The sequence below is a fragment of the Leptolyngbya sp. GB1-A1 genome (assembly GCF_039962475.1).
In the GTDB taxonomy this organism is placed as follows: Bacteria; Cyanobacteriota; Cyanobacteriia; order Elainellales; family Elainellaceae; genus Leptolyngbya_A.
On record NZ_JAMPLI010000026.1, the window covers coordinates 44,432 to 67,382 of the forward strand.

17 protein-coding genes are annotated in these 22,951 nt (G+C 49.5%); 11 read left to right on the top strand and 6 right to left on the bottom strand.

Annotated features, from left to right (window positions below; genetic code table 11):
- The first annotated feature begins 567 nt into the window (after positions 1–567).
- Positions 568–1,101, top strand: a complete 534-nt coding sequence (locus NDI45_RS20690) for a hypothetical protein (RefSeq protein WP_348248540.1) — start codon at positions 568–570, stop codon at positions 1,099–1,101.
- Positions 1,102–1,634: 533 nt separating this feature from the next.
- Positions 1,635–1,889 carry a hypothetical protein gene (locus NDI45_RS20695; protein ID WP_348248541.1) on the top strand — a complete coding sequence of 85 codons (255 nt, stop codon included), beginning with the start codon at positions 1,635–1,637 and terminating at the stop codon, positions 1,887–1,889.
- A gap of 37 nt (positions 1,890–1,926) precedes the next feature.
- Here NDI45_RS20695 and NDI45_RS20700 read toward each other — a convergent pair whose 3' ends face one another.
- On the bottom strand, positions 1,927–2,337 hold the full coding sequence (locus NDI45_RS20700; protein WP_348248542.1) for a protelomerase family protein: 411 nt from the start codon (positions 2,335–2,337) through the stop codon (positions 1,927–1,929).
- 249 nt (positions 2,338–2,586) lie between these two features.
- Here NDI45_RS20700 and NDI45_RS20705 point away from each other — a divergent pair, with 249 nt between their 5' ends.
- On the top strand, positions 2,587–2,775 hold the full coding sequence (locus NDI45_RS20705) for a DUF3606 domain-containing protein (RefSeq protein ID WP_348248543.1): 189 nt from the start codon (positions 2,587–2,589) through the stop codon (positions 2,773–2,775).
- A gap of 119 nt (positions 2,776–2,894) precedes the next feature.
- Positions 2,895–3,140 (top strand): hypothetical protein, encoded by a 246-nt coding sequence (locus NDI45_RS20710; protein WP_348248544.1) that lies wholly within the window; start codon positions 2,895–2,897, stop codon positions 3,138–3,140.
- Between the two features lie 40 nt (positions 3,141–3,180).
- On the opposite strand, the gene NDI45_RS20715 is transcribed toward NDI45_RS20710, so the two are convergent.
- Entirely contained in the window at positions 3,181–3,555 is a 375-nt protein-coding gene (locus NDI45_RS20715) for a tyrosine-type recombinase/integrase (protein WP_348248545.1), read from the bottom strand.
- Positions 3,556–3,566: 11 nt separating this feature from the next.
- Positions 3,567–3,845 (bottom strand): hypothetical protein, encoded by a 279-nt coding sequence (locus NDI45_RS20720; RefSeq protein ID WP_348248546.1) that lies wholly within the window; start codon positions 3,843–3,845, stop codon positions 3,567–3,569.
- A 631-nt stretch (positions 3,846–4,476) separates the two neighbouring features.
- Here NDI45_RS20720 and NDI45_RS20725 point away from each other — a divergent pair.
- Entirely contained in the window at positions 4,477–4,941 is a 465-nt protein-coding gene (locus NDI45_RS20725; protein ID WP_348248547.1) for a hypothetical protein, read from the top strand.
- A 230-nt stretch (positions 4,942–5,171) separates the two neighbouring features.
- On the opposite strand, the gene NDI45_RS20730 is transcribed toward NDI45_RS20725, so the two are convergent.
- The gene (locus tag NDI45_RS20730) at positions 5,172–11,948 is read right to left on the bottom strand and encodes a DUF4347 domain-containing protein (protein ID WP_348248548.1); all 6,777 of its coding nucleotides are present in this window, start codon (positions 11,946–11,948) and stop codon (positions 5,172–5,174) included.
- Between the two features lie 637 nt (positions 11,949–12,585).
- Between NDI45_RS20730 and NDI45_RS20735 the strand changes: the two genes are divergently transcribed.
- The 6 genes from NDI45_RS20735 (at position 12,586) to NDI45_RS20760 (ending at position 19,130) form a co-directional block, all read left to right on the top strand.
- Positions 12,586–13,371: an IS110 family transposase gene (locus NDI45_RS20735; RefSeq protein WP_348248551.1), complete on the top strand. Its 786-nt coding sequence runs from the start codon at positions 12,586–12,588 to the stop codon at positions 13,369–13,371.
- A gap of 61 nt (positions 13,372–13,432) precedes the next feature.
- Positions 13,433–14,554 carry a hypothetical protein gene (locus NDI45_RS20740; protein WP_348248549.1) on the top strand — a complete coding sequence of 374 codons (1,122 nt, stop codon included), beginning with the start codon at positions 13,433–13,435 and terminating at the stop codon, positions 14,552–14,554.
- Positions 14,520–15,569, top strand: a complete 1,050-nt coding sequence (locus NDI45_RS20745; protein WP_348248550.1) for a hypothetical protein — start codon at positions 14,520–14,522, stop codon at positions 15,567–15,569. The genes NDI45_RS20740 and NDI45_RS20745 overlap by 35 nt, the downstream gene beginning before the upstream one ends.
- A gap of 450 nt (positions 15,570–16,019) precedes the next feature.
- Positions 16,020–17,816 carry a Mu transposase C-terminal domain-containing protein gene (locus NDI45_RS20750; RefSeq protein ID WP_348248493.1) on the top strand — a complete coding sequence of 599 codons (1,797 nt, stop codon included), beginning with the start codon at positions 16,020–16,022 and terminating at the stop codon, positions 17,814–17,816.
- A complete protein-coding gene (locus NDI45_RS20755; RefSeq protein WP_348248492.1) occupies positions 17,803–18,603 on the top strand; it encodes a TniB family NTP-binding protein in 801 nt (266 codons plus the stop codon). The genes NDI45_RS20750 and NDI45_RS20755 overlap by 14 nt, the downstream gene beginning before the upstream one ends.
- Positions 18,600–19,130 carry a TniQ family protein gene (locus NDI45_RS20760; RefSeq protein ID WP_348248491.1) on the top strand — a complete coding sequence of 177 codons (531 nt, stop codon included), beginning with the start codon at positions 18,600–18,602 and terminating at the stop codon, positions 19,128–19,130. The genes NDI45_RS20755 and NDI45_RS20760 overlap by 4 nt, the downstream gene beginning before the upstream one ends.
- Here the strand turns inward: NDI45_RS20760 and NDI45_RS20765 are convergent.
- The gene (locus NDI45_RS20765; protein ID WP_348248490.1) at positions 19,127–19,498 is read right to left on the bottom strand and encodes a hypothetical protein; all 372 of its coding nucleotides are present in this window, start codon (positions 19,496–19,498) and stop codon (positions 19,127–19,129) included. The genes NDI45_RS20760 and NDI45_RS20765 overlap by 4 nt on opposite strands.
- 1,027 nt (positions 19,499–20,525) lie before the next feature.
- Positions 20,526–22,727 (bottom strand): protelomerase family protein, encoded by a 2,202-nt coding sequence (locus NDI45_RS20770; protein ID WP_348248489.1) that lies wholly within the window; start codon positions 22,725–22,727, stop codon positions 20,526–20,528.
- Positions 22,728–22,951 lie beyond the last annotated feature (224 nt).

The window sequence follows — 22,951 nt, forward strand, 5'->3', positions numbered from 1 at the left end:
TGAGATGTGCTTGGCTGGCAGGCGATCGCACATAATCAGAGGTAAAGTTCCTCAAAATAGTATCTATATACTACTCACGATAATAGTACAAACAAACCTATTGAAAATCAAGTTTAAAGCTCTTATTCAGCGGCAAACTTGTGTTTGAAAAGCGCACAATAATCAAACGAATTTCTATCAAATACACATTTAAAAAATGTACAAAAATAGTCTTTACTAAAGCTTCTGCAAATTAGAAATTTCAGAAAAATGTGCAGAAATCAATTGAAAAAACCTGAAGACACATGTACTATTGAATCAGGCATAAGATTACTCAAGAAAGTAATGATATGTCGGTTGATGACTGGCAATAGACACCTGTAGATGCTGGCAGGCGATCGCACAGGGTTTTGTCATCTTGCTGGTAATACCAATCTGCTGTAAATCCCTTAAGCGGTAGCAGATGGTTCTGCTCCACTTAGTTAGAGGGCCAGGAAGAGTATCTCTGGCTCTTTCAATTTTGCAGGTAATTGTGTAGCGGCTAATTGTGGAAGAGTATCCCTCGCCTAGTCAAAGGATGCGATCGCTTTGTGCAAAACGGAGATTGCCTGCACTGAGCATGTTAAGGCAATCTTGGGGCTGACGGTTCCCCCGACGGCTGATCCCATCTGGTGTATCGGTCAGCTTCTGGAGCAGGTGGGGCTGAAGATCAAGGCAGTTCGCAAAGAGGGCAGCCGGGGTGAGCAGGTTCGGATCTATCAACTCGATACTGAATTGTTCCAGTTTGCGGTAGCAGTCCTGGAACATCGCGCTCAACAACGCCAGGAGCGAGAGCAGCGGCGGCAGGAGGAGCGGGAGTTAAGGGCAGACTATGCAGCACGGCTCGATGCAATCTACGGTTCAAAATCGGTAGTCACCCCCTCCCTTAAAAACAGTTTGGAAAACTTAGGAGCGGGGATGCCTACAGCTGAACCCTTTGTAAATCAGGAAAATCTAGAGGCTTGGCTGGAGCCGGAATCGGTGCAGGAAATTCTCAATTGGTGGGCTGAGGTGGAAACCAGGACATTTGCTCTGGACACTGTGCCGATCGCGATTTTCAAACGGCTAAATTTAGTCACTTGAGTGGGGCGATCGTCCTGTTTATCCAACTTCTAAAAACTGCGTTGTTAAGCAGAGTGTTGTATCAATCTCTAATCGCTAGGGGGCGATTGTTCCGCATGGAATTACTGTGCCGGTCACTTGACACGGACAATCCCTCTTGGGCACAGTGGTCTTGCCCATTTCAATCGGGGCAAGATCGATGAACAATTCGAGTTACCCACACCGCCGCTCAGGTTCTGAAGGCGATCGCACCACTGCTATAATGCAGAAACCGTACCTCATGAAGCTCTTTTTCGACCGGTGTAGGGATGATAATTATCATCCCTACACCGATTAACCGAACGAAAATAAAGCAACTAAAAATGAGGCTGTCGCTTATCTCTGCGTCAACTCCAAAAAGTACAAATATCTTGAAGGGTCCCTATATCAAAATACCATTTTTCGATCGAAGGTGGAGTGCATTGTCCCTGCCGGAGATCGCTGTGCCGATCGCTTGACACGGACAACCGCTCTTGGGCGGCGAGGTCTTGTCCATTTCAATCGGGGCAAGATCGATGAACAATTCGAGTTACCTACACCGCCGCTCAGGTTCTGAAGGCGATCGCACCACTGCTATAATGCAGAAACCGTACCTCATGAAGCTCTTCTCAAGATTACCGGGGGGCTTGTTCTTAGTTCCCACCCTGCTCAGCCTGTGGATTGCGTGGGGTGTTGTAGCAAATGCTGGAACTGGGCGGATGCGCTTTGTCTTCTCTCTCAAGCTGACAGATTTGATCGAGATTCAGACCGAGGTTGAAAAGTCTCAATAGGAATATCGTAATTTGGGGTAGGGTATCCTACCCCAAATTACTGGTTGAAACTGAGATAGGTCTCGTTGTCATACCTCATGTAGAACCATGCGTAGTGGTGATGTGCTTGTCCAATTTCGCCTGTTTTTTCCGCACCCTTTTTCTTCTCGTAGGTGTACTTCTTACTATTTGACTCTGTGAGCCGTATTCGTTTTTCTGCTACGGCTTTAGCGATTGCAGCACGATATTGATTGAGCCGCGTTTTAGCAACTGTTTCTTTGCCATATCCCTCTTCTAAGAGGGCAATTTCTTCCTGACATCGAGCCTGGATGTCCTCTTGGCAAGTCAGAGAAAGCAGACTGCTGATAAATTCCCGAATGAGAATTGCTTGTTCTTCTGCACTCAATTTTGTCAGTTTGTTCTCGTTAATCCGCTGCCGGTAGCGGCTAATGATTTGATCCCTCGTCATAGAAAATTGCCTTTTTCCCGTATCAAGTGTAATGTCTCCAAATCGGAAATTCCGCCAGGCTAGCAATGGAAGCTACAGCGTGTCCAGCAACGCGACGGCTCGCTGTTCTACCGCTTCTCCGCGTCGATCTATCGAGCGATTTGACTATTTGTTATGGCGGGTAGTTTCAGTAAGATCTGTGGAAATCACGGAGGGCGGCCATTTCTAGTCTCGTGATAATACTGCTATAGTTCATTAGTTCTTAAGACTATGCCTGACGATTTAACCCGTCGCCGACCTGAAGACCCGACCAAGATCAACATCCATCAAAGCTATGAAGTTGGATATTGGACAGCGCGGTTGGGTGTTTCAGAAGCTGTCCTTCAACGTGCAGTCAATGCGGTTGGTCCAACGGTTGTCAATGTGCAGAAGTGGCTGCGCGAGCAGGGCTATGCTTAACTGAGTATTTGCCTGCTTCGCTTAGTCAGTCCTGTCGGAGACTCAGATCGCCCCTGTAAGCAGTGCGGCTAATTTTCCTTGCCGGGAAGGGGCTGACCAGTGGCTAAACTAAAAAACGATTGGATCATTCATACGACCGCCACTCACATCGCGTCTCTAGGCGGAACCGTCAGGAAAGTGTAGCAAAACACCTCCTGGCAATGCGTCATGAGGGCGAGAAGCTGCGGGGGGCAAGGACAGACTCAGCGATCGTCTCTACCGCCTGTCGAGCAATGCAACGGCTCGCTGTTTTGCGGCTCCCCCGCGCCGATCGTACCACGCCGTGGTCATGGAACTGGCATGACCCACAAGCTGCTGGACAGTAAACAAATCCACCCCAGCATCCAGCAACTCGGTGATAAACGTTCAACGCAAATCATGCGGCGACAATGCGACAATGCCTGCCTGCGTTGCCCGTTTTTGCAAGATGCCCAGCACCGCCTGAGCACTCATGCAGCAGTGCAAAATGTGTCTCACCTGATGCACGGGGCAAAGCAACGGTCCCGTTGAATGCCCGTGCAGCTCCACCCAATCCCTAACCCGCTGGATCACGCTGGGGGATAAGTAAGTGAGGCAATCTTTACTGCCCTTGCCGGAGCGTACTTGAATGCCTCCCGTTGCCAAGTTCACATTCCCCAAGTCCAGCCCCACCACTTCACTACGCCGCAAGCCTACCCGCAAGACTATCCCGTTTTCCCCTGAAGTTGCATCGTCCGCACAAATCTGCCAGAGTGCCCTCACCCCTCTCTCCGTTAGAGCCCGTCCCGCAGCAGCCAGTTGCCAGAAATCAATTTGATATTGGTTGTCCGGGCATAGTCTTCCGCGCTCATCAGTCCCAGCCGTTGTGCTTCCTTCAGTATGCGTCGCAGCGCACAGAGCATCCTACTGGCAGTCGCCGGTGCGTAGATTTCCGCCAGTACGGAGCGCACTGCTACGGTGTGGAGGGAACGCAGGTCTGCCCAATCCAGCGTCAAGGCATCGCACTGATTCTGTGTCAGGAGACGTGCGATTGCACCTAAAAACTGCCGCATCGTCCGCCTCGACCCCAAATTAAGCTGCTCTAAATACATTGCTGCCGGATGCTGGGGCAGCGGCGTCGTAACCGTCAGCTGCAGTACAAAAAGTGTTCTAAACCTCGATAGGTCAGGACTTTAAAGGGGCACGATTGCCTCGTTCAATCCAGTCAGACCTAACTTGTGAGAATCCACATTTTCATAAGTCATTGTGCCACGGATGAACCTTACTTGGTGTTTCTCTGTGTTTCTCTTTAGTGCATCTGTGACCCTAGTTGCTTGCCTCACTGTTGCCAGGGAACGAGTTCTTGCAACTTCCAGGGGAGTGACGGAATGAACGGGTGTTTCTCTAACAGAGCGCGAGTGTTCCTTGTCTTGGACAGTGATGATCTGCCGAAGGTAATGGCGGCAATACTAATAGCTTTGTTCAAGTGATTAGCTTTAGCGGAGAGCGGCAAGGTAGGGAAATCAGTAACCTTGATGCTAATGCGATTGAATCAGACCAAATAAATAACGGTTGAAGGATGGGAGTTGACGGTTGAAATGCGGGTAATATGTGAAAAGCCTTCTAAACTAAGCACCTGAGCTAAATTAGTGTTGAAACCCCATCTGTAGCTCTGAGAAACCTATTTGTAATACGTAAAAAGCAATGTCTAGATACTTTGGATCATGGAGATTTAGATTGGCTGTAGGGCTTTTTGCAGTTAGTCTCATTTTTCTGATTTTAACTAATCCCTCTAATCCGCCAAAAGGCTTTTCAACTTCTTTCGCAATCTCCATACAAAACTTCATAAATACTTATAGCAAACCTGTTATTGTGAGTAGCTTAATTGCAGGAATTGTTGCAGGAATTATTAAGCGGTCGTTTAAGGCGAGCAGTCTTGTTCTTTTAGGCGTATTCTTCGGCTCATACATTGGTTACATTGTCTCGTTTGCGATTGCAGGAGCCGTAGTCATGATAATAAGAACAACTTTTCCGTTATTCTTCTTAGCAGAAGAAGGACCAGGCTTGAACGCCGCTATAGCGTTAGTCGCTTTTTTTGTAGGTCCAATTATCGGTGCAATTTGGGGAGGTGTAGAAGGGTTAGCTCTATACACATCGATCCGTAAGTAGAAGCAGGAACAGTGTAGATAACTCCACAGCATATGCAGTTCTAACATAGTAATCAAAAACAATCTGCTATACCTAGATAATAAGCACGATAAGCATCATCCCTTCCTTACTCAATGAACCAGGAAGGGGTGATGCTTCAGACTGTTATCTGAATTCCAGTTCTGCTCACAACTATCAGAAGCCTTCGTTTTTCCTAATGTTCCTTCCTTTATTATTTTTCACGATCATCCTTAGACAAAGGTAAATCCTGTAGAGAAATCAACTGGTGTAACTATTGGTTGATTAATAATGCCAATAAGATCACGGGTTGTTACTAGACGACTGATTTCCGTTTGAATTGCATCAGCTAAATTAGAGCTGTTACTGGTCAATTGTACAACTGAGCCAAATCCAAGCTGATCTACAACAGTTTGATAAAGAAATTGAACTCCACCCGTTACTGCAAAGATTGGAATAATACCCCCTTCAAGCAAAGCAGTTCTAGTTTGTTCAATCGTCGGGTAATCTTCTCCTGGGTCAATTAGAGCATCGCCATTATTTCTCTGCAATCCCATCCCGTGACCAGGTATTCCAAAATCTTCATCTGTCAATACAACTGCAATACGTTGAGAATTGCCTCTAAATCCGATAGTTGCTGCATTTTTGGCAATGTGTTGAAGGCTCTGAAGTTGTGACTTATCATCGGCATCGGGCAAGTAGGTTAATGCGTTCTCAATTGCTTCGGTATCTTGACTAAAAGGTAGAATGCCCGAATAAGGAGTATCCGCTGCCCCTCCAAATCGTCCAAGACCGAACCGGATGCCAGGGTAAGTATTCCTTAGCGAATTGAATGCCTCGGTCATAGCCTGGGATGAGCGAATAGTTGGCAAGTCATCTTCCTGAAAAGAGCCTGATGTGTCGAACAAGAAATAGACATCAACGGACTGATTGATTCGGTAAATAGCTTTTCCTGAAATATTCAGAGGAGAGCCATCTCGGTCTAAAATGTCCGAAGGCACGTCATCTAGTTCGTAATCTCCCTCCATTCCATGAAGTTGAATAACATCTCCTAGTGCCGGATCGAAATCGTTGATTACTGCATAGTCTAAATCTCCATCCTCTAACCCAATGTAATAGGGTTTATCCTTGTCGCCAAGAACAAAAGTGTCATGTCCCAGTCCACCAAGCAGAGAATCAATTTCCTTACTTCCTGCTCGCCCATTGTTCGGATTAACTCCAATTAATAAATCCTCTCTATTTTGACCTATCAGAACGTCATTGCCCTCATCCCCGTAAATCACATTCTTACTATTAACCCCTCCAAAAATTTGATCGTTTCCTTCTCCGCCATAAAAGGTGTCATTGCCTCCACTCGAATAGAGGTAATCTCCGTCGAGTATGTATCCATTAAGAATTCCATCTTGGATGAGGTTATCCCTATTTGTGCCATAGATAATATTGTCATCCTCTCCAGCACCAGATAGCGGTAATTTGGCAACAAAAAAATCAGGAGATAATCTCTGCTGAGGAAGATTAATTAATGAGCGATTGACTGCAAAAATTCCCTCAAATTTACCTCTAAAAGCATCAGGACGAAATCCAGGGTGAGTGTTCTGATCTTGAAGCGTAAACAGTTTTGGGTTTCGAGCTAGACGAGGTCCGTTGGGATCAAGAAAGTTTTCAAGGAAAAGACGAGTGTTTGCATGTTCATCAAAGGGAGCTTGAACGTTGACTAAATCTTGAAAAACAAGTAAATATGATTCGTCCATCACGTTTGCAGCTTCTTGATCTCCAGCAATACTAGTGCTTCCAGCAAAAAATCTGGCAAGATTGAACAAGGAGTCAGGAGCTTTAGGGCTATTTTGACCAGGCGTTGAAAAATCAACATCATACCCATCACTATAAGCTCCGCGTCCACTTATTGAAGATGCAGAATCAGTAGCGAACATGGTGTTTGCACCATATTCAAAATTAGAAGCAATCTCAGCTCCAAGGAAAACACCAAGACTATGTCCAACAATGTTTAGGCTTGCACTAGCTTCTGCATCTTCGATCCCCCATTGCCTAAGCATTCCTGCGGCTCCACGTGCTACTGCACTAATCCAACTGGCAGCGATAAAATTTGCAGCTCCAGCATAGGGTGAAGAAGGATTGTAATCATCTACTTTTCCTCTGCTAATACCCGCTACTCCACCTGAAGCTTGTGTCCAATCTAGAACTAAAACAATATCTTTGGGATTAGAAGCTGCAATTAATTCTGCTGTTTTGATAGTGTTTTCAACATTTCCATTCCAGCCGTGAAGAACAATCCAAGTTTGCCTTTGCTGCCAATTGTAAAGCAGCGAAGTTTTGTTTATACCACCGTCTCCAATCAACTTAAACTGAATCTGACGACGGTCGTCTCCCGTTCCTGGAGAAATTCCTGACGGCAGAACGTTTGTGTCGCCTCCCATAACCGTGAAGATTCTCTCAATTCCTTCTCCTTGCTGTGGAGAATATTGAGTAAGTCCTGTTTCTATATGAACAATACTAGAAGACGTTGTAGTATCAGCTAAGGTAACATCCTTAATTGCATTGATGTCGCCGATATCAAATAATCGATTACTGCCCTTAATTGGGTCACGCCATAAAATGTCTGCTTTCTTGTCGCCTGTAAAATCAGCCGCCAATGCAAGTTCCCAATTTTTACCTACATTTGGTAGTGTTATCGTTTTGATATCATTGGCATCGCTTACGTCCGCTAGATGGTTATCGCCCGTAACAAAGTTGCGCCATAGCAGATCTGCCTTGCCATCACCAGTAAAATCAGTTGCTGCGACAACTCTCCAGTTAGAGCCGGGTTTGGCAAAGATTGTATCTCTGACAAGCGTGTTACCAGTAAACTCAGTCAACCGAACATTACCTGTTGCTGAATCTTCCCATAGCAAATCTGCTTTTCCATCACCATCAAAATCGGTTGCCCCGATAACCTCCCAGTTTGCTTCAAGCTTTGATAGGATGACATTATTAGCAACGATGTTGCCATTCATCTCAAAGACTTGATAGTCCCCTGTTTCTGGGTTGTATTGGAGAATATCCGAAACGTTATCTCCGGAAAAATCAGCACTTAAAATGAACTTGAGATTAGGATCGATGTTGACTGAAATACTTCTGGAAACAAATGCCTCATTTATCTGAAGTAAATGGAGTGCATTCGTAGCTTGATTACGCATCAAGATATCGTTTTTTCCGTCTCCCGTAAAATCACTCGCACTAATCGCCCTAAAATTAGAGCTTTTGGGAATTGCTATATTTTGGGCAACAGAAGTCCCGTTCATCTCAAATAGATAAAGTTGCCCGTTCTTTACGTCTTGCCAGAGAATGTCTGCCTTCCCGTCACCTGTAAAATCCCCTTTAGTTTGAGCCGTGTTTTTTGATGTGAAGATGTAGTTTAATTGAACATCTCCTTTATCGCTACTATTGCCGTCAACTGCAATATAGTAAGTTTGTCCAGCCCTCACCTGGTACTGAAGATAACTCTGTGACCACTCAAGGCTGCCATTATCCTGCCGAATCAGGGTTAAATTTGTAAGGTTACTACCTGTAAAAAGCGAGAGAAAGGTATTAAAGTTACTGCCGCCTGTGTCGAGACTCAGTGTTCCATCACTCGGAGCCGTCCAAGCCCACCAGAGCGAGTTAGGTTTACCGCTTTGCTCAGGTTCTCCGACTTCTCCAGTTGCATAGATGTTAGTGCTGAAAACTGTGCCTGTTGTAGCTGTCAGCACCGTTGCATTGCTCCAACTATCATTGCTAGGTGCTGTGTAAAACTGATAATCTAACGTTGTGATACCCTTTGTATCTTCATATCCATCAATGGCAATGAAGTAGGTTGTTCCCGCTTGCACTTGGTACGTAATCCCTTCCTGGAAAACACTATCTTGAGGAAGCACCATCAAGTCACTCAAGCTCGTTCCGGTAAAAACTGAAAGAAAAGGGTTAAAATTTCTATCGTTAGCGTCAAGGCTCAATATTCCACTACTTAGAGCAGTCCACGTCCACCAAGTCGAGTTTGTTACTCCGCTTTGCTCAGGTTCTCCAGCTTCTCCGGTGGCTGAAAAATTGCTGCCTATGACCGTACCTGATGTACCAGTCAGTGCGATCGCGTTACTCCAATTGTCATTGCTAGGTGGAATGTCTAATTGGTAATTCAGTTGGATATTTCCTGTCCAATCCCCATAGCCATCAACAGCAATATAGTAAGTTGTTCCTGCTTGCACCTGATACTCGATGGTTCCTCCGTCGTAATCGTCCTGGGCAAGCACTGTCAACTCATTCAGGTGATTACCTGTGAACAGTGAAAGGAATGTGCTAAAGTCACTGCCGTTCGTGTCGAGAATCAACGTTGCATCAGTAGGCGCTGTCCAAGCCCACCAAACAGAGTTCGTTTCCCCATTGCGCCAGAGCCAAGGCTCTCCAATCTCCTCAGACGCATTAATGTTATTGCCTGAAACCGTGCCAAACGGTCCAGTCAGTGTCGTCGCATTACTCCAGTTATCATTGGGCGGCGTATTCAACTGAGTGAACTGATAATTCAGTGTGATGTTGCCCGTATCATCGTCATAGCCAGAGCTATCCACTGCAATGTAGTAGGTGTTTCCCGCTTGAACCCGGTACTGAAGAGAACTTTGTACGGTTTCCCCACTATCATCGCTTTGCTTTAGCGTGATCAGATCACTGAGGCGTTCACCGGTGAACAGTGAAAGAAAGGTGTTAAAGTCACTGCCATCAGTGTCAAGTTCTAGTAACCCATCACTCGGTGCTGTCCAAGCCCACCAAACCGAGTTCGTCTCCCCGCTTTGCCAAGGTTCTTCAGTTTCCCCGGTGGCTGCAAAGTTGGTTCCCGTGCCTGTGCCCGATGTGCCGGTCAGTGCGATCGCGTTGCTCCAGTTGTCATTGCTGGGCGAAACGCCAAACTGATAGCTCAATGTGAGGCTCCCCATATCATTGCCGTAACCATCAACGGAAATGTAATAGGTCGTTCCGGCTTGTACCTGATGCTTAATGCGTCCCTGAGAGCTATATCCGCTGTTGATGTCTTGTTCAATCATCGTCAAGTCATCAACGCTATTTCCAGTGAACAGTGAAAGGGATGTATAGAAGTCACTGCCATCAGTGTCAAGTTCCAGTAACCCATTACTCGGTGCTGTCCAAGTCCACCAAACCGAGTTCGTCTCCCCGCTTTGCCACGGCTCCCCCGCTTCTCCGGTTGCCCCTAAATTGCTTCCAGTGGCTGTGCCAGAAGTGCCATCCAGCACGATCGCATTGCTCCAGTTGTCATTGCTCGGTGGCGTGTAGAGCTGGTAATTCAGCGTAATATTACCGAGGTCATTGCCATATCCATACCAACTGCGATAACCATCGACGGCAATATAGTAAGTTGTCCCTGCTTGTACTTGGTAATTGATTTGTCCACGAAGGGAATAATCCTGAGTGAGTACAGACAGGTTATTAATGCTACTGCCCGTGAACAGCGAGAGGAACGTGTCAAAATCGCTGCCACTCGTATCGATGCTCAAAGTTCCATCACTAGAGGCAGTCCAAGCCCACCAAACTGAATTGGTCAGACCACTTTGTCCAGGCTCCCCCGCTTCTCCGGTTGCCGCAAAATTGTTGCCTATGACTGTTCCCGATGTTCCTGTAAGTGCCGTTGCATTATTCCAGTTATCATTGCTGGGCGGGGTGTACAACTGGTATTTCAGCGTAATATCGCCTTGTTTGTTGTTATAGCCATAGTCGTCGCCGTCAACTGCAATGTGATAGGTGGTTCCAGCTTGCACCTGATATTTAATGAAGCCGTTGGTGCCATACTGTTCCAGTACCAGGTCATCAACGCTACTCCCAGTAAATAGCGAAAGAAAAGCGTCGAAATTACTATCGTTCGCATCCATTACCAACAATCCATTGCTGGGCGCGGTCCAACTCCACCAAACCGAGTTGATTTCTCCGCTTTGTCCAGGCTCCCCCGTTTCTCCGGTTGCTGCAACATTGCTACCAGTAACTGTCCCGGATGTCCCCGTTATTTCAGCCGCATTGACCCAGTTGTCATTGCTGGAGGGTGTATAGAGCCGATAATCCAGCTTAATGTTGCCTCGCTGACTACCATATCCATCGACCGCAATGTAATAGGTGGTTCCAGATTGAACCTGATACTCAATGCTGTCGTAGTAATCGTCCTGAATGAGGACAGTCAAATCATTAAGGCTACTTCCCGTAAAGAGTGAGAGGCAGGTGTAGAAGTTACTATCGCTCGTGTCAATCTTTAGCAACCCATCACTAGGAGCTGTCCAAGCCCACCAGACCGAGTTAATTCTGCCACTTTGTATTGGCTCTCCGTTTTCTCCGGTTGCTGTAAAGTTACTGCCTAGCGCAGTACCAGATACACCAGTGAGCGCGATCGCATTGGCAAAAGCGTCATTGACTTCTAAGGTTGCTTCATAATTCTGAAGAGTTGCTGGCTGAAAAGCCAGTTGGATGTCATGCTCATTTGCCCCTACACAAACTTCAAAATTCCAATTTCCGCCAAGTGACGCGCATCCAGTAGGGGAATTGGAAGCAATAATTTTAACACCTGTAATCTGATGTAAAATGTTAATAAATTCTTCTCCGGCATCACCCGCAGCAACATTGCATCCATAGATAAAAAGGGTTGAATTTGTAGAAGAAGTAAACCAAGCCTGAATGGCTTTTTGATAGTGTTTTAATGTAGTAAAGTCAACCTGTCCATTTCCTAAATACAGGCATCCTGGAGATCCATGAGAAATAATATGAATGTTAGTAAAAGCGGGATGCCTAGATAGTACTTGTGTAATCTGTTCGATCCCATCTTTGCTTGAGTCTAGAATAACGCTTTGAAATCCTGGGATAATTCCTGCTTGAAGCTCCTGATAATTGTGTACTCTCTCGTCAATCACAACAAGCGTTTGATTAGAATACTTAGGAGAGTTCAGTGAATCGCCAGCATTCGTTGCATTGATTTGAAGAGATTTCATAGCTAACCCCAGGAAGAATGAATACTGAGAAAGGTGCAGGCGAACTGTCCCCACGTAAAACTTTTTAGTGGGAATGCTTGAGTAGAGAGTGCTAATGACTAGAACCTTGCCAATCAGAAACTAATTTGATTTATTCCTGGTTCTATAGGAAATATCCGTAAGCTTGGAAAATTGAACGAGATAAAGGCTAAGCCTCCTTCAAAGTGGCGTAACCATACTCGTTCTTCGTTATGAGTAAAAAATAATACTTAAAAAAAGATTGATTAACCGTATTTATGCTGATTCAATGTAATAGTTTGATGTAGATATTGAATTTAGAATTAACTCGGCTTTTGTCGTGTATCGCGATAACTGGACTCTATGCACTTTCGGTGATGTCGCGTCCTTCGATCGCTGACTTCGATCCGCTGTTGTCGCGTATCTTGATTGTTGGACTTGTATGCTGAGAGAGTGCGGTAGACCGACATGGACTAGGTTGAAAAGACCGTGTAAGAGCCTGGGTCGCCGCACACTCTAACTGCCTTGAACTCGAACAATCGCCTGGAACGCTGATTCCGCATCGTGCAAGTTTGAGTCCTCAGCTAGAGCAGCAGTTTCTGGACAAATTGTCATGTCTTAATCCCAACTCTGGGTCGGCATCGATGTTGCCAAAGATCATCTCGATATCTTTATTCGCCCCCGTGCTGAATTGTTTCAAGTGCCCAACACAGAGGCAGGCATTGCTGAATTAGTGCAACGACTTGAACCGCTGCACCCGACCTTAATTGTGGTGGAAGCGACTGGAGGATTAGAAACTCCAGCAGCCGTCGCGTTCAGTCGTGTTCAATTGCCAGTCGCGATCGTCAATCCACGCCAAGTGCGAGATTTTGCTAAAGCGACCGGAAAACGGGCTAAAACCGATGCCCTTGATGCCGCAGTCCTAGCTCACTTTGCAGAAGCAATTCAGCCAAATGTGAGCACGATTTTAGATGAAGAGACTCAGCGGATGGAAGAACTCGTTGTTCGTCGTCGCCAAATTGTCGAGATGCTGACGGCTGAAAAGAATCGCTTAGGCACTGTGCGCGGCGCCACTCGGCAAGATATTGAAGACCACATTGAGTGGCTGGAAAAGCGGCTTGCAGATTTCGAAGCCAAGCTGCAGCAGGCAATTGAGCAAAGTCCGCTGTGGTTAAAGCAGGTGAAATTGCTCAAAAGTGTTCCTGGTGTTGGAGCAGTAACCTCCACTACCCTGCTAGTGAACTTACCGGAGCTAGGCAGCCTCAGCCATAAGCAAATTAGCAGCTTAGTCGGAGTTGCCCCGCTCAATCACGACAGTGGTAAGCATCGTGGCAAACGGGTGATTTGGAGCGGACGCGCGCAAGTTCGTGCCGTGTTATCCCCACGGAATGCGCAACGCCGTGGGAGAAGGAGGGATAGGGCGTAGGCGTAGAGGGGTTTGTGGGGGTGGAATAATCAGGTAGCGGGAGAAAAAGGGTGGATGTGAAATGGGGAGCGTGGAGATCGGGGTGGAGGGAACAGGGGAGCGGCGAGTGCCATCCTGGATGGGGGAGGCAGTGTTGTATGGGAAGTACTGGAGCGATCGGGGTTTAGTGGATCGGCTGCGCTCACAAGTGAAAGTGAATCGAGGGCGGATGGGGCAGTACGAGGTAATGGACTTTGTGCTGCTATTGAATAGTTATGCGGTGAGCGGGGAAGCGAGCTTAAAAGAATATTTCAAAGCGATCGTTCCAGTGAGCGGGCTGGTGATGGGGCTGTGGGAGCGGGATGGGTGTCCGGTGGCATCGAGTTTAAGCCGGTTTTTGAGGGATGTAGACGAGCGAGCAGTCGAGTCCCTGCGAGGATTATTTGAGGAAGAGATGGGGCAGAAGAGCATCCGGGTGAGAGAGGGGATGTGGATGACGGACCGGATGGGGAACCGGTACTTGATGTTTGACGTAGACGGAACGGTGAAAGCTGTAAGGCAACGGTATGTGAGTGAGAGCGACCGATACCCCGCTGCGCGACGACGAAGTGCGGGAGTGAGTGAGCCAGGGTATCGAGGACGGAAACGGGGAGAAGCAGTGCGAACGCGAACGACGGTGGCGGTGGCGCATACGAGTGAGTGGTTGGGGAGCTATGGGAGTGCGGGGAACGGGGATATAGCGGGAGATCTGGGACGCTCACTAGATCGAATGCAGGGATACCTGGAGAGTCAGGGATTGCGAGTGAGTCATGGCATTGTGCGGTTAGACGGATTGTATGGCAGCCCGAAGCTGGTGAGTCAAGTGCAGCAGAACGGGATAGGGTACCTGATGCGGAGTCGGGATTACGCGCTATTGAAACATCCAATCGTCGTTGCTCGAATGCAAGAGTCCGAGGGATGGGAAGCGGTTGCAGGGCGGGAGTTTGAGCAACGGAAAGACACCCTTGTACATCGAAGACGGAGGACGGGGGTACAGCAGTCCATTTCGATTAATTGTGATTCGGACTCCAGAAGCGCAACACAATGGGCGGATCGGGAAACGATACAAAGGGCAAGTGTACGAGCTGTTTATCACGTCGCAATCGGCATCGAGCTTGCAGAGCGGGGACGTGCTGAGCCTGTATTTTGGACGAGGTGGGTTTGAGCGGCGGCTGAAAGAGGAAGATGAAGAGCAGGAAATGGATCGCTTGTGCAGTTGGAGTGCGAGCGGGCAGGAATTTTGGCAGATCTTGAGTCAATGGGTGTGGAACTGGCGGGTGTGGATGGGATGGCAGGAGGCAGAAGTCCCACCCGTGCGACAGACCCTATGGTCAGAGGTGAAGGCTTTACCCGACGTGGAGCGGCTAGAGAGCGAGGAGATGCTGCCCTTGTCGTTGTGGTTATTGCGGGAGCAACACTGTCGCGTGGCAGAGCCTGTGAAAGCCGGGGAGCCCCCCCCTGCTCCGATGATCGCGGAGGCGTGGGAGCGGTATGGACCGTTAGAAGTGAGGAGCGAAGGGGGCGGGAAGCCGGGTGAATCGAAACGGTATGGGAACGAAGACTTTCAAGTGATTAATGCCGAGACTGTGAGGTGTCCAGCAGGATACGAGATGAGTCAGAGTTCAAGCCGGCAAGCGGAGAACGGCGACCGTCGGTATCAGTTCAGCTTGAGTGGGACGATCTGTGAAAATTGTGAAGTGAAAGGGCGGTGTTTATCACCGCAGACGCAGGGAAAAAGCGGTAAACGATTGAGCGTGGTGCAGCGGCAGTATCGGGCAGATCCGCAAACGGTCCGAATGTGTTCGGCGTTGATGCGGTCGGTGATCGAGCGATTATCAGAGCCGAACATAGCCCCGCAGGCGATCGTCTGGCGAGATATAGCTGGGACGCAATTACGGCGAGCGTGGCGGCAGCAGCTAGCGGGGCATGAGATAGAAATCGAGCTTCTTGCGCCGGAGGCGAAACGAGATGAGGCGAGTTCAGTTGGGATGCAAAGTCGTCACGAGAGAGAACATCATCGATTGAGCTGGGAGGAACGGGACGAGCGGAATCGGCGAGACCCTGATGCGCTGCGCTGGAAAGTAAAGCTATGGGAAGGGGTAGAGTCACTGATACAGGCACTTCAGCGTTTAATAACGCAGAAACCTGGTGTGAGCGAAGTTATTGCAGTAACTGGTTAGATGCTGGGTTGGATGGATGTCGCTTAACGCGCTTTTTATCCTCGTTAACGAATTGAAATTTGTAAGGTTTTCAGTCAAACCTTACAAAAATTGTTTGCGAGAATTGCTCAAAGCATCTGGTTGTTTTGGAACGATTCCGTAGATCGATCACAGTTCATCCTTCTTGTCGCGTCTCACGTTATTTGTCGTTGATCTCACGTTAGATGTCGGGTAGCAAGAGAGGTTAGAAGGCTTACCGTATAGGGGTTTGAGTGATGTAGTATGGTGTGTTGTATGTGTCTCACGTTAAATGTCGTCTTGTTTTAGGGATGATTATCTCACGCTTTTTGTCGTTTTTGGGTAATAGGGTGAGAGAGCAGAGCAAGGGAGTTCTGAGCGAGCGTGAGATTTATGATTAAATGGGGATAGTTAGCGTCTCACGATCGATGTCGCAGGTAAATTGAGGTCGGCATGGGAAAGACGGGAGAAGAAGGGAAGCCCGCCGGGAGAGAACCCGAAGCAAAGACAGCCCCAGAAGCTGTAGTGGAGACGGTGTTGCGGCAGGACGAGGAGAGCGGAGAATGGGAGATTGTGGCGGTGGCGTTGCCCGCTGAGGTGCAGCAGCGGATGGGCGTGATCCAACGGTTATTAGTGGCAGAAGGAACGAGCCGATACGGGCAGGTGCAGGCACAAGCCGCCGAGGAATTAGGCGTCACCGTGCGGAGTGTGCAGCGGCTGGTGAAACGGTGGCGGGAGGATGGAGTTGCAGGGTTGAGGACTCAGGCGCGATCGGATCAGGGGACGATCAGAATCAGCCCGGAGTGGCAGGAGTTTATTGTCAAAACGTATCGAGCGGGGAATCGGGGGAGCCGGTCGATGAGTCCGGCGCAGGTAGCCGTGCGGGTGCAAGTGCGAGCTGGGGAGCGAGAGGAAGCAGATTATCCGAGTCGGGCGACGGTGTACCGGGTATTAAAGCCGTATGTGGAGAAACAGCGGCGGTCGAAATCCTTGGGGTGGCGGGGTTCGCGGTTGGTGGTGAAGACGCGGGAGGGGCAAGATCTAGAGATTGATCGATCGAATCAAGTGTGGCAAGCGGACCATACGCAGGTGGATGTGCTGGTGGTGGATCAGTCTGGGGAAGTGCTGGGGCGACCGTGGCTGACGATTGTGGTGGATAGCTACTCGCGGTGCATGATGGGGCTGCACCTGGGGTTTGACGCGCCGAGTGCGTGGGTAGCATGTCTGGCGTTGCGTCACGCGATATTACCGAAGCAATACAGCAGTAGCTACGAATTGCAGGAGAGTTGGGAGACGTATGGGGTGCCGCAGTATCTTTATACGGATCAGGGGAAAGACTTCACCTCGCAGCATTTAGAGCAGGTCGCGACGGAATTAGGAATTGGATTGTGTTCGCGCCCGCAACCGAGTGAGGGCGGGATTGTGGAGCGACCGTTTGGGACATTCAACCGGGAGTTTTTCAGCAGCCTACCGGGGTACGTCGGCAGTAAAGCCTCAGAACGATCATCGGTGGCGGAACGGGAAGCTTGTCTAACGCTGATGCAACTGGATCGACTGTTGGTGCGCTACATCGTGGATCGGTACAACCAGGGGATCGATGGGCGGATGGGGGATCAGACGCGAATCGGACGGTGGGAAGCGGGAGCGACCATGCCATTGCCATTGTTAAGTGACCGCGAACTCGACATCTGCTTGATGCGGCGAGAGCGACGGCAGGTGTATCGAGGAGGCTACCTGCAATTTGCGAACTTGAGCTATCGGGGTGAACACCTGGCGGGCTATAGCGGGGAAGAAGTGATCATCCGGTATGACCCGTGGGACATCACAACAGTGTGGGTGTACCAGCAAACCCGACAAGGCGAACAATTTGTAGCGCGTGCCCACGCGACAGGACTGGAAACGGAAACGCTATCGTATCGGGAAGCGCAGGCGATTTCACGGCGATTGCGACGGCTTGGGAAAGCGATCACGAACGAATCGGTGTTGCTAGAGGTGCGGGACCGCGATGCCGTAGTGGAGCAGTTGCGGCGAGAGAAACGGCGCAAACAAACAACTGGCAAAGCGAAAAAACAAACGTTCATGAAGAATAAGCATCAGCCTGAGGAGACTGTCCCCGCCAATGGGGTTGCAGATGCAGTGACCGAAGAGGTAGATGAAGCCGTAATCGAGTCTGAGGAAGAGTTGGTCGTGGTTGAGGATGTAGTAGTGCGAGATTACGAGGAGTGGAAACGAGATCGTGGTTGGTGGTGAACTTGATGCAGTGGCGCGGCAGGCAATGATTGGGCGGCTGCAAAAGCGAAGTATTGTCGAGTTAGAGCAAGTGCGACAGTTTCATGCGTGGCTAGACGAAAAACGGATTGCGCGGCAATCGTGTCAGGTCATCGGAGAGTCACGTACGGGCAAGACGATTTCCTGCGAAGCGTATCAGCTCAAGCACTTGCCCCAAAAGAATGGGGTCAGTGGAATGCCTATGCCAATCGTGTACTGGCAATCGGTACCCGAGAGCGGCAGTCGCGATTTATTTAACGGGATTTTCGATAGCTTGCAATACCAGATTAATCGGGGGACATTGAGCGAAGTGCGAGCGCGAGTCCACCACTTACTGCGGGTGTGCAAAGTAGAAATGCTGATCGTGGATGAAGCGCATCGGCTGCGACCGAAAGCATTGGAAGACATAGCCGACATCTTAGACAAACTGCAAATTGCAGTGGTGCTGGTGGGGACAGATCGGCTGAATGCGGTGATGAGGCGGAATGAACAAGTGCAGTATCGCTGCATTGCCAAACATCAATATTCGCGCATGACCCCGGCACAAATTGCGAAGACGAGCGCGATCTGGGAAACCCATGTGCTGCGGTTGCCGCAACCGTCACGGCTGAGCAGTGCCAAACTGCAGAAGTTGCTTGCTCCTGCCACTGGAGGCTATATCGGGCTGCTAGATCGAATGCTGCGTGAAGCAGCGGTGCGATCGTTGCGAGCCGGGAAGTCATGCGTTGAATACAACATATTGGCTGAAGTGGTGGCAGAATGCCAGTGAGTGAGAGCAAGCGGCAGGGCTGGGTGATTCAGGTTGAGCCTGGAGCGGGGGAGAGCCTTGGGCACTTCTTGAGCCGTTTCCGTCGAGAGAACTGCCTGAGCCACAAGACGCTGGGTGAAGTATTAGGCGTGCCTACAAAGGTCGTGAGCGACTGGGAAGTGCCATCGCGTCGCCGGATTCCGGACACAGCAGAATTGGAACGACTGTCGCAACTGGTGGGCATCCCCTTGTCACGATTGCGCGAGATGATGCCAAGGGAACCCCTGCACCTGCAAACGCGACTGTGCCCTGCCTGTTACGCAGAAAATCCAGTGCATCAGGCAGGATGGCAACAGCAGGGGGTGGAGGAGTGCGATCGTCACCAGATCCGGTTACTTTCTGCCTGTCCGAATTGTGGAACAGGCTTTCGGACTCCTTCTTTGTGGTGGAATGAACAGTGTGAGAAATGCCAGACTGCCTTGAACGAGATGACCTTGAATCCGCCTGTTCACCTTGGTCAGCCAGGAAGCGATGCGGGGTGCCACTAGGCTTTGGTTGAGAGCATGAGGAGTTTGACCAGCCAATAGACCTCCCGACCTTTAATGGGTTCGTGGGCTTGTTTAAACTGGGATTTGAGGTGTTTGAGCCAGTCCTCCTGCTCCACAATCTCTGACGAGTAAGCCCACTGCCCTGGTGTCAGTCTGCGAGAAATAATGGCACGCTCAGTCGAGATTTTCTCTTGGTTGAGTGCAGCACAGGCAGCATAGAAGGCAGGTTGGAGCGATTGGACTTGCTGTTCGAGTTCTGCCAGTTGAGCGCGGAGGTCAATCATGGCATTAATGATGTCCAATGGATCGAGGAGGTCAAAGGAAGAAGAGTTGATTGCAGTAGGGGGAGGAAGAGAATCTAGCTTCATCATTTGTTCGAGCAAAATGTCAGGGGTTCTTTGAAGGAACCTCTTGTGGTTGTCGGTCAAGTCAAGAAACAGAAACGACAAATTTCTGTCACCAGCTAATCTAGCGACATCTAACGTGAGACGATATAGAATTGTACACCACAGGGTTCCAATTATTATCCCGATTGATTTTAGGCTTTATTGATTGGCACTTAGCGCGAAGCAAACGACGAAAAGCGCGAGACGCGACGTTCAGCGACGAGATAGATAGGGGAGTTGAGGTCGCGGGCGTAACAGAAGTAGTCCGTTGCTTTTGGGAAGCAGGATGAACAAATTCAGTGCGTAGCAGGAGTCTCAACGTTAGTAAGGTTGTCAGTCTAACCTTACAAAATTCGTCTGCGTGAATTGCTCAAAGCAGTTGGGTGTTTTGGAACGCTTCGTAGATCTCCCTCAGTTCTTCCTTCTCTTTGCCGCGATTGTGGTGTGGATTGGTGGTCCCCATGTCTTGATTATGTTGGTGTCGCGTCTCTCAATCAATGACGTTGATCTTGCGCTAGCTGTCGTTTAGGGGCTAAAACGCCGATTATACCTAGCTTCTGGGTGAAGAACATTTTTGCAGGTGGTCTCACGATCAGTGTCGTTTAGAGACCCGTTTAGGGGTCAATTATGGAACATTCTGCTGCTGAAATGCTTGAGTAGCAGGAGTTACGGGGTTAGACGACAAATAGCGTGAGACGGACTAAGATCTTGCAAAACATTGTTCTAATCCTTATCCCGCTTGGCTTCCAGGCACTAAAATTACCCGACACTCAGCGTGAGACGAGCGACGAAAAGCGAAAGACGCGACACCTGACTTCCTAATCACCAAAATCAGGAAAGAGCCGCAGATTTGGGGGGGGTAAATTTCACGCTAATTGACTGTGCTTTTGGGATACCGCCTCTTGTTCTACAGAGACGATCGCCCTTGGGCTGCGGGCAGTTGCGTAGCAACAAGCGATCGGGATGACGACTGAGGTTGAACCTCTAAACTGAATTGAAACGTTCCTCGCTAATTGAGCGCTTCGGGTTGCGACTGGAACTGGTTGACAATCTGCTGTAACTCTTCGATCGCCTTACCCTCAACGAACTTTTGGTAAATCGATTTCAACTGGTTGCGATCCTTCTCTTTACCATTGCTTCTTTGATTTAGCCCGATCGATGTATTGTGCTGGTCAATTTGACTCACCGCAGCGGGATGGCTTTGCAGCCAGGGAGTGACGACTAAGGCGGGATTTGCGCCAGCAGCGGTAGCGATGATATTACCCGATAAATACCAGCGATCGTTGGGGTGGGTGTTGAGGTTGTGGTGGATGAGAGCAGCGATCGCAATCGGGACCCGGTCGGATGGCGATAGCTTCCCTGCCGGTGGTCTACCCGGAGCCGGGCGTTGAGTCGGTGCGGGCGGTTGTGCGGGCGGTTGTGCGGGTGGCTGGCTCACAGATTGTTGCTGCTGAGTCGGTGCTGCTTGGGGGGCAGGCGTGGGAGTAGACTGGATGCCTGCCCATTCTTGAGCCGTCGCAGCAATGGTCTGGAGCCTATCGTTCGCCTGCTTCAGTTCAGCTTGGAGGCGATCGATCTCCAGTTGTTGCTGTTCAGTCTGCTGGCGTAATTGCTCAACCTCCGCTCCCGCTTGTCCAGCATTCATTTGCTGTTTGATCGCCGCCAGTTCTTCCAGCAGCGGAGCAAGCAGTTCACTCGGGTTCGGTGCAGCCGGAGCGGGTGTAGGCTGAGCGGCAGCTTGCAGCACTTGTTCGAGTAGAGATTGATAGCCCGCTCGGACCGGTGCATCGATCCCCAGGCGATCAGCAGCAGCCGTCAAATCGACCACATTCACGCGCAAGTCGCGATAGCGGGGTCGGTTGCGCTTAGGCTTGCTCGGCTGCTCAGTCGCCGCCGGTGCGAATTCGGGCAGCGGTGCTGTCGTCGATGGCTGCTCCGGTTCTTTGTCAATCAAAGCTTGCAAGTCGGTCGCGATCGTCTCAACCTCGTGCTGAGTTGGGGACATTGCTTCTTCCTCATCGGGAGTGGAGTCAAGTTCTGGGGTGCTAGAATCCAGGCGATCCGCCTCTGGCGACAGCGCGAAGCGGTCGTTCGCTTGCTGCTGAGTGTCGAGCTGTTGTGGGGTCGGACTGGGTAAAGGGTTCGCCATCAACTTGATCCCCGTCACCGTGATGGGCTTGTCCTGGTCATCCACCAAGCGATAGCCGAAATAGTGAGCAGTTGAACTACTGTTCGCAGCATCGCGCATATCGGCAGCAGCGACATGCCCTAAGTAGAACTGCAACCATCGCTGTTCATTCACCCCCTGACCTGGAAGCCAATAGTGGATCGCCACCCTGGCATAAGCCGCCCGGAGTCGGTGGATCGATACGCTTTGAAATCCCGGCAGCAGCGGCAGAATTTGAGTGTCCTGGAAGGAGCGACGCACCCGCGTGTTCACCCTCGCTCTGAAGGCAGCCACCTCGTGATCCTCGCTCTTGAGTCCTGCCAGGGCTTCAACTGGAAGCATTGCCCGAAAGCGGTCGATCGCCTCCTTCACCTGAGCAGCCGGAAGCAGAGTCAAAATGGCATACTCTACCGGGTCAGCCTTCTTGAGTTGCCCGTCAAACATCAAAACGTAGGAGTGCTTGGTCGTGCTGAACTTGCCCGACACCACAACCTCTGTATGCCTGCGTCCCGTCACCGCAGCGATGCCCACTGCCAGCGTTTCAGGTTCTTCTGATTGCAGCAGTTCAGCCGCCTTCTCCAAATATCGATCGGGGTTAAACGGCTGGGGGGTGTCCTGTCTCTGGTTGTTGCCAACGTGGGTCTGTTTGCGATTCGCCATATAGATCGCGTTATCGTAGCGCATCAAACCATAGGCAAGATGATTGAGCGACTGAATTGGCTCACCCGTCCGTTGTTTGTGCCCATTGAACCGGTAAGCAGTCTCGTCCGTCAGCGGCAATTTGCCCTGCTCAGCGGCCTGGGCAATCGCCTTGCGATAGGCAGAAAGATAGTTCGTCGTGCTGTTCGTGCCAGCCCCATACCCCGCTTCCAGCAATTCGATTTCATCGCGGCACAATTTTTCGATCGCCTTTGCCGATCGGAGAGTTTGCAGTTGATCGATGAAGTCTTGCACCAGCACAGCGCGCTCCTCAGTGCTAAGCTTTCTCTTATCCCCTCGCTCAACCCGATCGCGATACTCGCTAATAATTTCTGCTCTATTCATATTTGTGCTTTCTTATACACATACATATTATATACGCTATTTAATTTATATGCAACAGTTCAAGCAAGATACGCAACTCAAGACAATAGCTTTTCACTGGGATTTACGCCCTCATTTCACTGATACAAATTGCTTATACCCTCTTATTCTTACACATAACTTGATTAAATATTTGTATACGCATAGGCACAACAAGCGGTATTTCTTATATGCATAACCACAAA

What these genes read in the sequence shown, in the direction of transcription:
- NDI45_RS20695 (WP_348248541.1), top strand. Translation starts at nt 1,635, where the DNA reads ATGAACAATTCGAGTTACCTACACCGCCGCTCAGGTTCTGAAGGCGAT.
- NDI45_RS20700 (WP_348248542.1), bottom strand. Translation starts at nt 2,337, where the DNA reads ATGACGAGGGATCAAATCATTAGCCGCTACCGGCAGCGGATTAACGAG.
- NDI45_RS20705 (WP_348248543.1), top strand. Translation starts at nt 2,587, where the DNA reads ATGCCTGACGATTTAACCCGTCGCCGACCTGAAGACCCGACCAAGATC.
- NDI45_RS20720 (WP_348248546.1), bottom strand. Translation starts at nt 3,845, where the DNA reads ATGCGGCAGTTTTTAGGTGCAATCGCACGTCTCCTGACACAGAATCAG.
- NDI45_RS20725 (WP_348248547.1), top strand. Translation starts at nt 4,477, where the DNA reads ATGTCTAGATACTTTGGATCATGGAGATTTAGATTGGCTGTAGGGCTT.
- NDI45_RS20730 (WP_348248548.1), bottom strand. Translation starts at nt 11,948, where the DNA reads ATGAAATCTCTTCAAATCAATGCAACGAATGCTGGCGATTCACTGAAC.
- NDI45_RS20740 (WP_348248549.1), top strand. Translation starts at nt 13,433, where the DNA reads ATGGGGAGCGTGGAGATCGGGGTGGAGGGAACAGGGGAGCGGCGAGTG.
- NDI45_RS20750 (WP_348248493.1), top strand. Translation starts at nt 16,020, where the DNA reads ATGGGAAAGACGGGAGAAGAAGGGAAGCCCGCCGGGAGAGAACCCGAA.
- NDI45_RS20765 (WP_348248490.1), bottom strand. Translation starts at nt 19,498, where the DNA reads ATGAAGCTAGATTCTCTTCCTCCCCCTACTGCAATCAACTCTTCTTCC.
- NDI45_RS20770 (WP_348248489.1), bottom strand. Translation starts at nt 22,727, where the DNA reads ATGAATAGAGCAGAAATTATTAGCGAGTATCGCGATCGGGTTGAGCGA.